Origin of the sequence: Micromonospora sp. NPDC020750, from assembly GCF_044334565.1 — a bacterium.
GTDB lineage: Bacteria > Actinomycetota > Actinomycetes > Mycobacteriales > Micromonosporaceae > Micromonospora.
Genome location: NZ_JBIRTH010000001.1, coordinates 335,399 through 351,198, shown reverse-complemented (window position 1 = coordinate 351,198; position 15,800 = coordinate 335,399). Strand labels below are relative to the sequence as shown.

Here is a 15,800-nt window from a genome sequence, read left to right as displayed (position 1 = left end):
TCGTCGATGCGCCACGGCCCCGGAACCGGCCGTGCCCGGCGGGAATTCCCGCCGGGCACGGATCCGAAACGAGTTCAGCCCTTGATGTACGGCTTGCCGTCGGCGGCCGGCGCGCGGACCTTGCCGACCAGTCCGGCCACGGCCAGCATGGTCGCCAGGTACGGCAGCATGGCCAGGAACTGGCTGGGGATGCTGCTGCCGATCGCCCCGAGGTACGTCCCGAGTTGGTCGGCGAAGCCGAAGAACAGCGCCGCGAGCAGCGCCCCCGTCGGGCTCCACCGGCCGAAGATCAGCGCGGCCAGGGCGATGAAGCCCTTGCCGCCGATCATGTTCTTGGTGAACGAGTAGAGCGCCAGCGTGTACGACGCGCCGCCGATTCCGGCCACCACCCCGGCCAGCAGGACGTTGCGGTAGCGCAGCCCCAGCACCTTCACGCCGAGGGTGTCGGCGGCGGTGGGATGCTCGCCGACCGCCCGGGTGCGCAGGCCCCAGCGGGTGCGGAACAGCGCAATGTGGATAACCAGCACCAGCAACAGGCCGAGGTAGAGGAAGATGTTGCTGCGGAACAGCGCCGGCCCCAGCACCGGGATGTCCCTGAGCAGTGGGATCTCCCAGTTGCTGAACCGGGGCGCGGAGTTGTACTTCTCCGCGTTGGTCTGCATCAGCCGCTCGTAGAGGAAGCCGGTGATGCCGACCGCCAGCAGGTTCAGCACGATGCCCATGACCACCTGGTCCACCAGGTAGCGGATGGCGAACACGGCCAGCAGCAGCGAGATGAACGCGCCGCCGATCGCGGCGGCGACCAGGCCCACCCAGACGCTGCCGGAGAGGCTGCCGAACAGTGCGCCGCTGAACGCGCCCATCAGCAGCTGTCCCTCGATGGCCACGTTGACCACGCCGGAACGCTCGCAGAGCACCCCGGCCAGCGCGCCGAAGATCAGCGGCAGGGCCAGGATGAAGGTGCCGCGCACCATGTTGACCAGGGGCATGAAGTTCCGCCCCTCCGGGGCGGCGGAGACCTGCCAGCACAGGAACGACAGCACGAAGGCGGCCAGCCCGACGCCGAGCAGCACGGTGAACCAGCGCTTCGGCACCCCGGCCATCAGGGCTGCGCCGGCCGCCGCGGCGATGATGCCGAACAGGATCGCGCCGACGGTGCCGTGGATCTCCAGCGCCGCGCCGCCCTCGGTCTCGCTGAGGGTGAAGCGGGCCTGCCGGTCGGTGGCGAGCGCTCCGAAGAGCACCATCGCGAGCACGCCGAGCGCCAGCAGCACCGCGCCGATCTTGCGGGTGCGGGTCCAGAAGCCCTCGTCGACCTGGGCCACGGCGACGTCCGGAACAGCCATGGTTGACATGCGTTACCAGCCCTTCGCCAGGCTCGTCTGCAACCGGGCGGCGCGGGCGGCCCGGAGCTGGAAGATCGCCTTCACCAGGGCCGGCGCGGCGATGAAGATGACGATCAGCGCCTGGAGCACGGTGACCAGCTCCAGCGAGATCCCCGAGTACGACTGCATCCGGTTGCCGCCGGCCTGGAGCGCGCCGAACAGCAGCGCGGCCAGCAGCACGCCCCACGGCTTGACCCGGCCCAGCAGGGCCACCAGGATGCCGTCGAACCCGATCTGCGCGACCACCAGCGGGGTAAGCGCGTTCGCCGTCGAGCCGAGCACCATCTGGCTACCGCCGAGCCCGGCGAGCAGGCCGGCGATCGCCATCATCAGCACGTACGTCTTGGCGACGCTGATGCCGGCGGTGCGGGCGGCGTCCGGGTTCGCGCCGACCGCGCGCAGCTCGAAGCCGAAGGTGGAGCGGTTGAGCAGCCAGGCGACGAACCAGGTGGCCAGCACGGCCAGCAGGATGCCGGCGTGCACCCGCAGGTCGCCGCCGAGCAGCCGGGGGAGCTGGGCGGAGGAGTCGACGGGCCTGCTGATCGCGTCGGCCCGGTCGGGGTTCTGCACGCCGCTCTGAATGATGATCCAGGACAGGAAGTACACCGCGACGTAGTTGAGCATGATCGTGTTGATCACCTCATGAGCGCCGGTGCGCGCCTTCAGGATGCCGGGGATGAAGCCCCAGAGCGCGCCGCCGACCGCGCCGGCGAGCAGCGCGACGATCAGGTGCAGCACCGGGGGCAGCGGCAGCAGGAAGCCGGCCAGCGCGGCGAGGATGACGCCGATGGTGGCCTGGCCCTGCGCGCCGATGTTGAACAGGCCGCCCCGGAAGGCGAGCGCCACCGACAGGCCGGTGAAGACCAGCGGCGCGGTGTAGGTGAGCGTCTCGGAGATCGGGCTGAGCGACGCGGTGAACCCGGACGCCTCCGGGTCGAAGATCGCACCCTTGAACAGGTTCGCGTACGCCTCGCTGACCACCGTCCAGCTCGCGTTCAGCGCGTCGACCGGGCGGGCGGTGATGTAGGCGTAGGTGGCCAGCACCTCCGGGTCCGACACGATGATCAGCACGGCGCCGACGAGCATCGCCAGCAGCACCGCGAGCACCGTGACGGTGACCGTGTTGGCCGCCCACAGGTTGTCCAGGAACAGCCGGCCCAGGGCGGGTCGGTCCGGTTCCGGCTCCCGCTTCGGCGTGGTCGCCGTCGCGGCGCGGTCGACGCCCTCGGCCGCCACCTGCGCGGCCTGCGCCTCGGTCGCCGGCTCCTTGTCGGGCGAGCCCGACGCCGGGTTGGGGTTGGTCATGCCTCGTCCTCGTTACGGGGGCCCTCGGGGGCCGGGGTCGCCGCGCCGTCGGCCGGGGCGGTGCCGCCGGGGGCCGCGCCGTCGGCTTCGGTGGCCGCGTCGGGGGTGATGCCGGCCATCAGCAGGCCGATCTCCTCGCGCGGGGTGTTCGGGCCGACGATGCCGATGATCCGGCCCCGGTACATCACCGCGATCCGGTCGGCCAGGCCGATCACCTCGTCCAGCTCGCTGGAGACGACCATGACGGCGGTGCCCACGTCCCGCTCCCGGATCACCCGGGAGTGGATGAACTCGATGGAGCCGACGTCGACGCCACGGGTCGGCTGGGCGGCGATGAAGAGCTTCAGCGGCCGGGACAGCTCCCGGGCCACGATCACCTTCTGCTGGTTGCCGCCGGAGAGGGTGCCGACGGCCGCGTCGGCCGACGGGGTACGGACGTCGAACTGCTCGATCCGCTCCTGCGCCGACTTCGCGATGGCGTCCGGCTTCAGGGACAGCCCCTTGCCGAACGGCGGGCGGTCGTAGATGTCCAGCACCAGGTTCTCGGCGACGGAGAACTCCTTCACCAGGCCGTCGACGCTGCGGTCCTCGGGGACGTAGCCGACCCCGGCGCGCAGCACCTTCTTGGTCGACCAGCCGTGCACCGGCTGGCCGTCCAGGGTGACCGTGCCGGCGAGGACCGGACGCAGGCCCATGATGGCCTCGATCAGCTCGGTCTGGCCGTTGCCCTGCACGCCCGCCACGCCGAGCACCTCGCCCGCGCGCACGGTCAGGTCGATTCCGTCGACGGCGCGGATCTGCCGGTCGTCGTCGACGACCAGGCCGGCGACCTCCAGGATCGGCCGGCCCGGGGTGGCCGGCGGCTTCTCCACGGTCAGCCGGACGCTGCGGCCCACCATCTTGGCGGCCAACTCGTCCCGGCTCGCGGTCGGCGAGGCGGTGCCCACGGTCTTCCCGCGCCGGATCACCGTGATCCGGTCGGCGATGGCCTTGACCTCGCCGAGCTTGTGGGTGATGAAGACGATCGACTTGCCGGCGGCCTTGAGCGACCGCATGACCGTGAGCAGTTCCTCGGTCTCCTGCGGGGTGAGCACGGCGGTCGGCTCGTCGAGGATCAGCAGGTCGACGTCGCGGGTGAGGGCCTTGACGATCTCCACCCGCTGCTGGATACCGACCGGCAGGTCCTCGATCACCGCGTCCGGGTCGACGCGCAGGTTGTACCGCTCGGAGACCTCGGCGACCTCGCGCCGGGCCCGCCGCCGGTCCAGGAAACCGGCGATGCCGCCCTTGACCTGCTCGGCGCCGAGCATGACGTTCTCGGCGACGGTGAAGACCGGCACCAGCATGAAGTGCTGGTGCACCATGCCGATCCCGGCCGCGATCGCGTCCGAGGGGCCCTTCAGCTTCAGCGGTTTCCCGTCGACCAGGATCTCGCCCTCGTCGGGCTGGTAGAGCCCGTAGAGCACGTTCATCAGGGTCGACTTGCCGGCGCCGTTCTCGCCGAGCAGGGCGTGGATCTCTCCAGGCTCCACCGTCAGGTCGATGTGGTCGTTGGCGACCAGATCACCGAACCGCTTGGTGATGCCGCGCAGTTCGAGTTTCAGCGCAACCTCCTGGAGTGCGAGCGATGGTGCGGCGGTGCCGCCGCGGGGCCGGTCGCCGGCCGGGCCGGGCGTCGGGTGGCGCGGACCGGCCGCCCCGGCTCCGCAGGAGTGCTCCCCGCGTACGTCGAGGCGGCCGGTCGTCAGGCGTGGGGCCCGCCGGCCCCCGCGGTCGATGATCGCACCGCGGTGGCCGACGGAGCGGTCACTTGGTCGGCTGGGCCTTCGAGGTGACCGTGATGGTGCCGGCGGCGATGTCCGCCTTGAGCTTCTCGACCTCGGCCTTGAGGTCCGCCGGGACCTTGCTCTCGAAGTCGTGGTACGGGGCGATGGAGACGCCGTTGTTGGCCAGGTTGCCCACGAAGCCCGGGGTGGCCTGGAGCTTCTCGCCACCGGCGGCCTTGACCACGGCCTCCTTGACGGAGTCGGCGATGTTCTTGACCACGGTGGTCAGCAGCACCGAGCAGCTCGGGGTGCTCTCGCAGCCGTCGGCGTCGACCCAGATGACCGAGTACTTGCCGCCGGAGGCCTGAGCCGCCGAGGTGGTGCCGAGGCCCGCGCCGCCGGCGACCGGCATGATGATGTCCGCGCCCTGGGCGACCAGCGTGTCGGAGACCTTCTTGCCCTCGTCCTGCTTGCCGAAGTCGTTGGTGAAGGAACCCTTCTGGGTCGCCTTGTCCCAGCCCAGCACCTGGACGTTCTTGCTCTTGGCCTTGTTGTAGTGCGCCACGCCGTCGGCGAAGCCATCCATGAAGATGGTCACCGGCGGGATCGGCAGGCCGCCGTAGGTGCCGACCTTGCCGGTCTTGCTCATCCCGGCGGCGAGGTAACCGGCCTGGAACGCGGCCTGCGCGGTGTCGAACTGCATCGGGTAGACGTTGGCCACACCCGGGTTCGAGTCGACGATGCCGAACTGCTGGTTCGGGTTCGCCTGGGCGATCTTCTTGGTGGCGTCGGTCATGAGACCGCCGACGGCCAGGACGAAGTCGCACTTCTGGTTGACGTACCCGGTCAGGTTGACCTCGTAGTCCGCCTCGGCCTTCGACGCGACGTACTTGATGTCGATGTTGTCGTTGGCCTTCTTGGCCTCCTGCAGGCCCTTCCAGGCCGAGGTGTTGAACGACTTGTCGTCGATGCCGCCGACGTCGGTCACCATGCAGGCGCTGTATTTCTTGGCGCCGGTGCTCCCGGCGTCCTTGTCGTCCTCGGGGGCCTCACCACACGCGGCGGCGCCCAGCACGAGCCCACCCGCCACGAAGGCGGAGGCGATCCGCATCCCACGCACAGAGCGCAAGACGTCTCCTTCCCATTGCACACCGCTCTGCGCGGTGGCAGCCCTTGAGCCGGCCTGCGCTGCGCCGCCGGCGTCCCACGTTACGGACGGGAGCGTACGCCCGCGTCCACCCACCGACGACAATCGTGCACGACTGTTGAACGCCTGTTACCCCTACGTGATCCGTTGGGTGCGGCAGATCACTTGTCGCCCTGGCAGTGGCCGGTTCGGTGTCGCGAACGTCCGTTTCCCGCGGCCTGTCCCCTGGTCAGGACGCTACCGCCAGAAAACTGCCACCGCCGCGTTGACCAGGGTCAAACCCGCGATGGCGAGGAAGTGGCCACGGTTGACCGATTCCCGCTTACGGGAGAAGAAGACCATGACAAAGATCAGCAGCGCGAGCACCAACTTGGTAACAAGTTTCGCGGGGGCCGGTTCGTCGCCGTCACGCAACGGGGCGGACAGCCCGATTCCGGTCAGTAGGCCGATGACCGACCCCCAGAGCATGGCCGCGTTGATCCGCAGCCGGCCGCTGACGTATTGGGCGATCGTGCCGCCTAGCAGCAGGGCGAACCCGATCAGATGGGCGTAGCGAAGGATCAGTCTCAGAGTTTCCACCCGACCATCCTCCCCCATCAACGACAGATCGTAGTAGTGGGCGAATCAGCACGTTTCGGTGACCGGCCCCGCCACGCCACCTACCCGCCCCCACCCACCCCGCCGACCCCACCCCTACCAAACCGACCACCGCTACGCCCCCACCCCACCCCCACACCCCGCCCTCACCGCCCCCCGCTCCGCGATCTTGCACTTTGGGCCCTCGATTTGGGTCAGATGCCCCTCTTGTCCGGGCCGCAAGTGCAAGATCGGCCGAAGGGGGTGGGGTGGGGGCAGGGTAGGGGTGGTGGGGGTGGGTCAGGGTAGGCGCCAGGTCTGGAAGGTGGGGCCGTCGGCCGGGAGGGTGATCGTGCCGTCCGCGTCGGGGTGCAGGGCGGGGGCGCCGCCGTGGATGTTCTCCGCCGGTCCCAGGCCGGTCAGGCGGACCGGATCACCGGCGGCGCGGCGGGCCAGGACCAGCACCGCGCCGGTCGGGGCCTCGCGCAGGAAGACCAGCGTGTCCGCGTCGGCGTGCAGCCAGCGCAGGCCACCGTGGCGCAGCGCGGGCTCCGAGCGGCGCAGCGCGATCAGGGCGCGGTACGAGGCGAACGTCGAGGCGTCCCAACTCTCCGGCCGGTGCCACGGCATCGGGGTCCGCGAGCCCTCGCCGTTGGCGCCGGTCAGCCCCAACTCGTCCCCGGCGAAGATCACCGGGGTGCCGGGCATGGTGGCGAGCAGGCCGGCGGCCACCTCCTGCCGGGCCGCGTCCCCGACGACGGTGCGGATCCGGGCCGAGTCGTGCGAGCCGAGCAACTGCCACGAGTGGGTGTACGACCGCCACGAGATCAGCGACCGGTAGGTGTCCATCGTCGCGAGCACCGCGTCCGCGTCCCGCCGCCGCACCCCGCCCGGGGTGCCGAGGAAGTTCGGCACCGGTTCGTCGCCGTGCCGCAGCCAGGACCAGACCGGGTCGGTGAAGCCGACGTAGTTCATCGTGCCGTGCCAGCCGCCGCGGTCCAGGTCGCCGGTGTGGTCGTGGCCGTGCTCGGCCATCAGCAGCCCGTCGGCCCGGCTGTCGGCCACCACCTCGCGCAGCAGCGCCGCCACCTCGTGGGTGTACGCGTCGGCCCCCCGCCGGCCGGTCATGTTCGCCACGTCCACCCGCCAGCCGTCCAGCCCGTACGGGGGCCGCAGCCAGCGGCGCAGCAGCGAGTCGTCGGCGGTGGCGAAGCGGCGACGCAGCTCGGCGCTGCCCCAGTTCAGCTTCGGCAGCGACCTGACCCCGTTCCAGGACTCGTACGACGGCTCCCGGTCGCAGCCGGTCACCTCGTCGAAGTAGTACATCTCCCGCTCGGGCGCGGACACGTCGGAGGCGGCCCGGGTGAACCACTCGTGCGCGTCGCCGGTGTGGTTGCTGGTGATGTCGCCGAGCAGCCGCCAGCCCCGGGCGCGTACGGCCTCGGCGAGGCGGGCCAGTGCGGCGTCGCCGCCGAGCAGCGGGTCGACGGTGTCGAAGCTGGCCGCGTCGTAGCGGTGGTTGGAGCGGGCCGGAAAGACAGGGGTCAGGTAGACGGTGTTCACGCCGAGGCGGTCCAGGTGGTTCAGCCGTTCGGTGACGCCGTCCAGGTCACCGCCGTAGAACTGACGGGGGGTCTCCGGGCCCCGGCCGATCACCGGGGTGTCCCAGTCGCACGGGATGGCCCAGTCCGGCAGGTCCCGGCCGTCTGCGGCGGCGGAGCGGGCGAACCGGTCCGGGAAGATCTGGTAGATCACCGCGTCCCGGGCCCAGGCCGGGGGCGGGGCGTGGGTGACCAGCTTGAAGTCGCCGTTGTCGGGCACGTCGTGGGGCATCACGCCGGCGGCGTTCAGCCAGCGGTAGCCGCGGTTGCCGGTGAGCATGAACCGGTAGTTGCTGACCGGGTTGCGGGCCTCGACGGGAACCCGCCACCAGACGTCGCCGCCGTCGGTGCGGTCGACGACCGCCTCGGTGAACCGGGGTTCGCCGTCGCCGGTGGTGCGCACGTGCACCTGCCGGACGTCGGTGCCGGCCGGCACCCGGACGAAGACGTCGACGGTGTCGCCGAGCGCGGGTTCCTGCTCGGGGACGTACAGGGCGGACCCGTCGTGGTGCGGCAACAGGGACATGGCGGTGCCTTTCGCGTCGGTCGGACGGGGAGAGGAATGGGTCTCCCGCCGCGGCCGGTTCCCCGACCGCGGCGGTCGATCCGTGACTGCTCCGGTGTACGTCGGACGCCGACGCCCTTGCCGCAGCGAGCGGGAGATGGGGGTGGGGATCAGGTGGCCGACGGAGCCGGCACGCTGGCCCTGCCCTCCGCGAGAGGACGGCCACCCATCCGATTCATCCCTTGACGGCTCCGGCGGTGAGGCCGGAGACGATGTAACGCTGGACCATCTGGAAGACCAGCACCGTGGGGATCGCGGTGAGCAGGGTGCCCGCCGCGAAGATCCCGAAGTTGTTGTTGCGTTCGCCGGCCACCAGGCCGAACATCCCGACCGCGAGGGTCTTCGACTCGCTGTTGGTCAGGAAGACGTTCGCCATCAGGAACTCGTTGATGGTGCCGATGAAGGCGAGCAGGCCGGTCACCGCCAGGATCGGCGCCACCAGCGGCAGCATGATCCGGAAGAAGACCTGGGCGTGCGTGGCGCCGTCCATCGTGGCCGACTCGTCCAGCTCCCGGGGGAGCGTGTCGAAGAAGCCCTTCATCAGCCAGGTGTTCACCCCCAGCGCGCCGCCCAGGTAGAGCAGCAGCAGGCCCCACGGGGTGTTGAAGCCGATCGCCGGCCACAGGTCGGTGATCGTCGTGAAGAGCAGGAAGATCGCCACGATCGCCAGGAACTGCGGGAACATCTGGATCAGCAGGAGCGACAACAGCCCGACCCGCCGACCGGAGAACCGCATCCGGGAGAAGGCGTACGCCGCCAGCGCCGACAGGACGACCGACACGAACGAGGCCACCCCGGCGATGAGCAGCGAGTTGAGGAACCACCACCCGAACGCCGTACGGTCGAACAGGTTGGTGAAGTTCTCCAGGGACGCCCCGGTCGGCAGCAGCTCCGTCGAGGAGAGCGTGCCGAGCGGGTTGAGCGCGGCCGACAGCACGAACAGGATCGGGAAGAGGCTGAACGCGACCGCCAGCACGGCGACCAGGTGGCGCCAGCCGACCTGGGCGAACCACCGGTTGCTACGCCGGCCCGCGTTGCGGTTGACGGCCGGGGCGGTGCCGGTCGCGCCGCCCGCGACCGGAGTGCCGCGAAGCGAGGTCACGAGTACACCTCCTCCTGCTTACGGGTGCGCCGGAAGCTCACCGCCGACACCACCGCGACGATGGTGAAGATGAAGATCGACACTGCGGCCGCCAGGCCGAACTGGGCACCCTGCGCGCCGAAGGCCAGCCGGTACGTGTACGTGATCAGCAGGTCCGTCGCTCCCGCCGTCGGGTTGTCCGCCGGGAACGGGCCGCCCTCGGTGGTCAGGTAGATCGCGTTGAAGTTGTTGAAGTTGTACGCGAACGACGCGATCAGCAGCGGGGAGAGCGCGACCAGCAGCAGCGGCAGGGTGACCGCCCGGAACGACTGCCAGGGCGACGCGCCGTCGACCGAGGTCGCCTCGGTCAGCTCCTTCGGGATGGCCTGGAGCGCGCCCGTGGCGACCAGGAACATGTACGGGTAGCCGAGCCAGAGTTGCACCAGGATCACCGCGATCCGGGCCGACCACTCCTGGCCGAACCAGTCCACCCCGAGCCCGAACAGGTTGTTGATCAGCCCGAAGTCGGTGTTGAACATGTCCCGCCAGACCAGCAGCATCGCGAAGGACGGCATGGCGTACGGCAGGATCAGCAGGACCCGGTAGATGTTGGTGCCCCGCATCCGGGGCGAGTGCAGCGCCAGGGCGATGAACATGCCCAGGATGAACGTGCCGCCGGTGGAGCCGACGGCGAAGGCGAAGTTCCACAGCAGCGTGCCGAAGAACGGCCCGGAGATGGCCGGGTCGGTGAGCACCCGGGAGAAGTTCTTCAGCCCGACGGTGACCTTCCAGCCCTGGGCCAGCCGCTCACCGTCGGAGGCGACGAAGGCGCCGGACTCCTCGTCCGCCGTCCAGGTCTTGCCGGTCTCGATGTCCTTGACGCAGTCGCAGCCGGCGTCGTACGCCCGGATCGCCTTGCCCTCGTAGGCGCGGGACAGGCCGGCGGAACGCAGCGCGCCGCCGGAGGTCGGCACGACCAGGTCGGTGATCTCCTGGCTGCGGGCGCTGGCCTGGCCGAAGTTGAGCACGGTGTAGCCGTCGGCGGCGGTGACCTTGCCGCCGGGGGCCACGGTGACGTCGGCCGGGTCGAGTTGGCGCAGCCCGCCGGCGTCGCCGGCCGAAACGGCGCGGGTGCCCGGGTCGCTGACCAGGAAGACGAGTGGGCCGGTCGCCGGGTCGCCCTGGGTGGCCACGGAGAGGGCGTACTCGGCGGAGCCGGGCACCTGCTTGACCGAGGCGGTCTGGATGGCGACGACGGCGTCTTCCTTGGTGCCGCGGTGGCCGTCGCCGAAGTTCGTGAAGGCGGTGCTCGCCGTGTAGAGCACCGGGACCACCTGGAACGCGATGAGGAACAGCGTGCCGGGGACCAGGTACTTCGCCGGGATGTGCCGGCGGGTCAGGTAGAGGTAGAAGAGTCCGGCGGTGGTGGCGGCCAGCAGGGCCAGCCCGACCCACTTCTCCGCCTCGATGAGCGGGAAGGCCGCCCAGACCGCGATCCCGGCGGTCAGGCCGAGCAGGACCACCTTGACGAGCAGACCGGTCGTGGTGATCGGCGCGTGGTGCCGCGCGGTGCGGGACCTGTCCGGGAGCCCGGGGCCGACGGGCTCCCGGCCCGGGGGCTGCGTGGCAGCCCCCGGGCCGGACAGCGACGTGCTCATTACTTGATCTGGCCGGAGATGGTCCTGCCGGCCGCGGTGATCGTCTTGGTCGGGTCCGCGCCGCCGATGATGGCGGCCTCGGCCTTGCCGAACGGGTCCCAGATGGTGGCCATGGCCGGGATCGCCGGGAGCACCTGGCCGTTCTTGCCGGCCTCCTGGAACTTGGCCAGGTCCGGGTCGGCGCCCTTGGCCTGGTCGAGGGCGGCGGTCAGCGCCGGCGGGCGGGGCTCGGCGTTGTAGAGCGCCATGGCCAGCTCGGGGGTGGTGACGTGGTTGGCCACGAACTCCTGGGCGAGGGCCTTGTTCTTGCCCTTGGCGGCCACGTAGAACGCCTGGACGCCCACGAACGGCTGGGCCTCCTTGCCGCCGGCGAAGCCGGGGACCGGGGAGATGTCGTAGGCGATGTTGGCCTTCTTGGCGTCCGCGACGGCCCACGGGCCGGAGACCAGGAAGGCGCACTTCTTGCCGGTGAACGTGGCGATCGAGTTCTCGCCGGTGATCGAGCGCTTCAGCGCGCCGTCGCCCTTCTCACCGAGCTTGGCGATCTTCTTGAACGCCTCGATCGACTCCGGCTTGCCCACGCCCAGGTCCTTCGGGTCGTAGTCGCCGTTGGCGGTCGTGCCGAAGAGGTACCCGCCACCGGAGGTGTAGAACGGGTAGATGTGGTACGCGTCGCCGTTCTGGCCGGACTGGAGGCAGAGGATCTCGCTGGCCTTCTTCTCGGCCTTGAGCTTCTTGCCGGCGGCGACCAGGTCCTCGACGGTCTTGGGCGCCTCGGGGGCCAGCTCGGTGTTGCGGATCAGCGCCAGGTTCTCCATGGCGTAGGGCACGCCGTAGAGCTGGCCGTTGAACGTGACGGCCTTGACGGCGGTCTCGTTGAATCCGCTCTTCTGCTCGGCAGCGAGCTGCACGGGGTCGATGGCGCCGTTCTGGACGAGGTTGCCGATCCAGTCGTGCGCGCCGACCACGACGTCCGGGCCGCTGCCCTGCTGCGAGGCGGTCACGAAGTTGGTCTGCAGGTCCTTGGAGACGGCCTGGACCTCGACCGTGACGCCGTTCTCCTTGCCGAACTTCTCGGCGAACGGCTTGAGGGCGGCGGTGCGCTTGTCGTCGGCCCAGATCACCAGCTTGCCGCCGGCTGCCTTGGCGGACTCCTTCGCGGCCGGCGCGTTGCTGTCGTCGTCGCCACCGCCGCAGCCGGTGGCGGCCAGCGCCAGGCCGAGGACGGCGACCACACCCGCGGTACGGATGCGCATCGGTACTCCTGTCGTCATGGCGGATGTGCCGGGGAAGGGCTGCCCGCCAGTGGGAACCTTTGTAAGTTCTTGCTGCCCGGCGCCCGGTTGCTGCGCCGCTACTCCCGCATGTTGCGGGCACGTTAGCAAGAGGTTGCAGACAATGGAAGAGCTTGCAGTCGCGTACGCAAGAACTTGCCCGTGGGCTAAAGTTCGGCCATGCGTGCTCGACTGTCCGACATCGCCCAGCAGGCCGAAGTCAGCGAGGCCACGGTGTCGCGGGTGCTCAACGACCGCCCCGGCGTGGCCCCCGAGACCCGGCAGGCCGTCCTCACCGCCCTCGACGTCCTCGGCTACGAGCGCCCGGCCCGGCTGCGCAAGCGCAGCGCCGGCCTGGTCGGCCTGGTCGTGCCGGAGCTGGAAAACCCGATCTTCCCCGCCTTCGCCCAGGTGATCGAGTCGACCCTGGCGCAGAGCGGGTTCACCCCGGTGCTGTGCACCCAGACCCCGGGCGGGGTCACCGAGGACGAGTACGTCGAGATGCTGCTCGACCGCCAGGTGTCCGGCATCGTCTTCGTCTCCGGGCTGCACGCCGACACCGCGGCCAACCACGACCGGTACCGGGCGTTGATCGCCCGGCCGCTGCCGGTCGTCATGATCAACGGGTACGTGCCGGGCATCGCCGCCCCCTTCGTCTCCTGCGACGACCGGGAGGCCACCGAGCTGGCCGTGGCCCACCTGGTCGCACTCGGGCACCGCCGGATCGGCCTGATCACCGGCCCGGACCGGTTCGTCCCGGTACAGCGCCGGGTGGCCGGCTGGCGGGCCGCCATGGAGCGCCTGGCGGGCCTGCCCGACGCCGAGCTGGACGGGCTGGCCGAGCTGACCCTCTTCGGGGTGGAGGGCGGCGAGGCGGCGGCCGGGCGGCTGCTTGAGCGCGGGGTGACCGGCCTGGTCTGCGGCTCCGACCTGATGGCGCTCGGCGCGGTCCGGGCGGCCCGGCAGCGCGGCCTGCCCGTGCCGGGCGGCCTGTCGGTGGTCGGGTACGACGACTCGCCCCTGATGGCCTTCACCGACCCGCCGCTGACCACGATGCGGCAGCCGGTGGCCGCGATGGCCGTGGCCGCCGTCCGGGCCCTGGTCGACGAGATCAACGGGCACGCCGCACCGCACTCGGAGTACCTGTTCCGGCCCGAGCTGGTGGTACGCGGCTCCACCGCCGTCGTCCGCCAGGACGCCACCGGCCCGGCGACGGGCGGCCCGGCCCGGCAGCGCCCGACGCCCCCGGCCCTCCCCGTCCCCGCCTGAGCCGCCCCCGACCCGCCCCCGCGCCCGCCTGAGCCGGCCCCGACCCTCCCTCGCGCCCGCCCGGCCCCTCCCCGGCGCCCGCCCGAACCGGCCCCGGGCTCGCGCCGGTCGCCGTCCCGCACCGTGAATCACCCGGCGGGTCCCACCACCGGGCCGGCGTCGACACCGCACCCCCGCCGCCAAGGGCGTCATTTCTTGCGCAATTCCTGCTTGACTCTTGCAGCAGCCGGGCGGCATCCTGCTCTGACACCCGGGTGACACACCGCCGTGCCACGCCACACCACGCCGTTTCGCGCCACAGAACGGGGATCGCCACCGATGACCGCCAGCAACCCGACGCCACTGACCTCCGACGACGACTGGTGGCGCTCCGCGGTCGTCTACCAGGTCTACGTCCGCAGCTTCGCCGACTCCAACGGCGACGGGGTCGGCGACCTGCCGGGTATCCGCGAGCGCCTGCCGTACCTGCGTGACCTCGGGGTCGACGCGCTCTGGCTCACCCCCTTCTACACCTCGCCGATGGTCGACGGCGGCTACGACGTGGCCGACTACCGCGACGTCGACCCGTTGTTCGGCACCCTCGCCGACTTCGACGCGATGATCACCGACGCGCACGCCCTGGGCCTGCGGATCATCGTCGATCTGGTGCCCAACCACACCTCCAGCGCGCACCCGTGGTTCACCGCCGCGCTCGCCGCCGCCCCCGGCTCCCCCGAGCGGGCCCGCTACCTCTTCGCCGAGGGCAGGGGCGCCGACGGCGAGCTGCCGCCGAACGACTGGGAGAGCATCTTCGGCGGCCCGGCCTGGACCCGGGTGCCCGACGGCCAGTGGTACCTGCACCTGTTCGACCCGGCCCAGCCGGACCTCGACTGGCGCCACCCCGAGGTCCGCGCCGAGTTCGAGGACGTCCTGCGGTTCTGGCTCGACCGGGGCGTGGACGGGTTCCGCATCGACGTGGCCCACGGCATGATCAAGGCCGAGGGGCTGCCGGACGTCGGCTTCAGCAGCATGACCACCGGCCGGCGTCAGTCGGAGTTGCTCGGCAAGGGCCGGCTGCCCTACTTCGACCAGGACGAGGTGCACGAGATCTACCGGGCCTGGCGGCCGATCCTGGACAGCTACCCCGGCGGCCGGATGGCGGTCGCCGAGGCCTGGGCCGAGACGCCCCAGCGGCTGGCCCGCTACATCGGCCCGGACGAGCTGCACCAGGCCTTCAGCTTCGACTTCCTCGACGCCACCTGGTCGGCCGACTCGTTCCGCAAGGTGATCGACACCGCGCTGGCGGAGGCGACGATCGTCGGCGCGCCAACCACCTGGGTGCTGTCCAACCACGACAAGCAGCGGCACGTCACCCGGTACGGCGACGGCGAGGTCGGGCTGCGCCGGGCCCGGGCGGCCAGCCTGCTGATGCTCGCCCTGCCCGGCTGCGCGTACCTCTACCAGGGCGAGGAGCTGGGCCTGCCGGAGGTGCTCGACCTGCCGGACGAACTGCGCCAGGACCCGTCGTTCCTGCGCACCGGCGAGAGCCGGGACGGCTGCCGGGTGCCGATCCCGTGGAGCGGCGAGCTGGCCCCGTACGGCTTCGGCCCTGCGGGCAGCGCGCCGAGCTGGCTGCCCGCCCCGGCCACCTGGGCCGCCCTCTCCGTCGCCGCCCAGGCCGGGGTGCCCGGCTCGACGCTGGAGCTGTACCGTGCCGCGCTGCGGATCCGGCACTCCCACCCCGCGCTCGGCCCGGACGCCGGCGAGGTGACCTGGCTGGAGGCCACCGGCCCGGGGGTGCTGGCCTTCCGTCGGACCACCGGCGGGGCCGAGCTGACCTGCGTGGTCAACCTCAGCGAGGCCGACGTCCTGATCGACGGCTACGGCCGGCCGGTCGCCGCCAGCGCGGATCTCACCGAGCAGGGCGTCGGGCACGTCCTGCCGGTGGACGCCGCCGCGTGGTTCGACCGGCGCTGACCTGGGTAGACTCCCATTTGAGCCCCTGGTCGTCCGTTGTGCCCCGCGCCGACGGGCGACTGGGTAGTCGACCCCTTGTGGTGGGGGGTGAGGTGCCGCCGACGCCCCGCGGAGCGAACTCCGCGGGGCGTCGGCGACCATCTGGACCACGGGACCGACGCGCGTCACGCCGGGTCGCGGGACGGCGGAAGTGTTCCCCGTCACCGGAGAATCAGGG

General features: G+C 71.2%; 11 protein-coding genes. 2 read left to right on the top strand and 9 right to left on the bottom strand.

The genetic code is table 11. From position 1 onward, the window contains the following. Positions 1 to 74: 74 nt before the first annotated feature. The 9 genes from ACH4T9_RS01735 to ACH4T9_RS01695 all read right to left on the bottom strand — a co-directional run bounded on the left by ACH4T9_RS01735 (position 75) and on the right by ACH4T9_RS01695 (position 12,340). Positions 75 to 1,355 (bottom strand): ABC transporter permease, encoded by a 1,281-nt coding sequence (locus ACH4T9_RS01735; RefSeq protein WP_396669290.1) that lies wholly within the window; start codon positions 1,353 to 1,355, stop codon positions 75 to 77. 3 nt (positions 1,356 to 1,358) lie between these two features. Then, positions 1,359 to 2,690 carry an ABC transporter permease gene (locus ACH4T9_RS01730; protein WP_396669289.1) on the bottom strand — a complete coding sequence of 444 codons (1,332 nt, stop codon included), beginning with the start codon at positions 2,688 to 2,690 and terminating at the stop codon, positions 1,359 to 1,361. Next, positions 2,687 to 4,234, bottom strand: a complete 1,548-nt coding sequence (locus ACH4T9_RS01725) for an ABC transporter ATP-binding protein (RefSeq protein ID WP_396669875.1) — start codon at positions 4,232 to 4,234, stop codon at positions 2,687 to 2,689. Before ACH4T9_RS01725 ends, ACH4T9_RS01730 begins: the two co-directional genes overlap by 4 nt. A 262-nt stretch (positions 4,235 to 4,496) precedes the next feature. Then, on the bottom strand, positions 4,497 to 5,567 hold the full coding sequence (locus tag ACH4T9_RS01720) for a BMP family protein (RefSeq protein ID WP_396669874.1): 1,071 nt from the start codon (positions 5,565 to 5,567) through the stop codon (positions 4,497 to 4,499). Positions 5,568 to 5,840: 273 nt separating this feature from the next. After that, positions 5,841 to 6,182, bottom strand: coding sequence for a hypothetical protein (locus ACH4T9_RS01715; protein ID WP_387019604.1), 342 nt, complete (start codon positions 6,180 to 6,182; stop codon positions 5,841 to 5,843). Between the two features lie 297 nt (positions 6,183 to 6,479). Beyond that, positions 6,480 to 8,306 (bottom strand): glycoside hydrolase family 13 protein, encoded by a 1,827-nt coding sequence (locus ACH4T9_RS01710; RefSeq protein ID WP_396669288.1) that lies wholly within the window; start codon positions 8,304 to 8,306, stop codon positions 6,480 to 6,482. 214 nt (positions 8,307 to 8,520) lie between these two features. Continuing rightward, positions 8,521 to 9,330, bottom strand: a complete 810-nt coding sequence (locus ACH4T9_RS01705; RefSeq protein WP_387020382.1) for a sugar ABC transporter permease — start codon at positions 9,328 to 9,330, stop codon at positions 8,521 to 8,523. A gap of 113 nt (positions 9,331 to 9,443) precedes the next feature. Then, positions 9,444 to 11,084 carry an ABC transporter permease subunit gene (locus ACH4T9_RS01700; RefSeq protein WP_396669287.1) on the bottom strand — a complete coding sequence of 547 codons (1,641 nt, stop codon included), beginning with the start codon at positions 11,082 to 11,084 and terminating at the stop codon, positions 9,444 to 9,446. After that, complete coding sequence (locus ACH4T9_RS01695; RefSeq protein ID WP_396669286.1) at positions 11,084 to 12,340, bottom strand: extracellular solute-binding protein; 1,257 nt, start codon at positions 12,338 to 12,340, stop codon at positions 11,084 to 11,086. Before ACH4T9_RS01695 ends, ACH4T9_RS01700 begins: the two co-directional genes overlap by 1 nt. A gap of 198 nt (positions 12,341 to 12,538) precedes the next feature. On the opposite strand from ACH4T9_RS01695, the gene ACH4T9_RS01690 reads away from it, so the two are divergent. Continuing rightward, positions 12,539 to 13,627: a LacI family DNA-binding transcriptional regulator gene (locus ACH4T9_RS01690; protein WP_396669285.1), complete on the top strand. Its 1,089-nt coding sequence runs from the start codon at positions 12,539 to 12,541 to the stop codon at positions 13,625 to 13,627. 318 nt (positions 13,628 to 13,945) lie between these two features. Beyond that, entirely contained in the window at positions 13,946 to 15,583 is a 1,638-nt protein-coding gene (locus ACH4T9_RS01685; protein WP_396669284.1) for a glycoside hydrolase family 13 protein, read from the top strand. Positions 15,584 to 15,800: the final 217 nt, after the last annotated feature.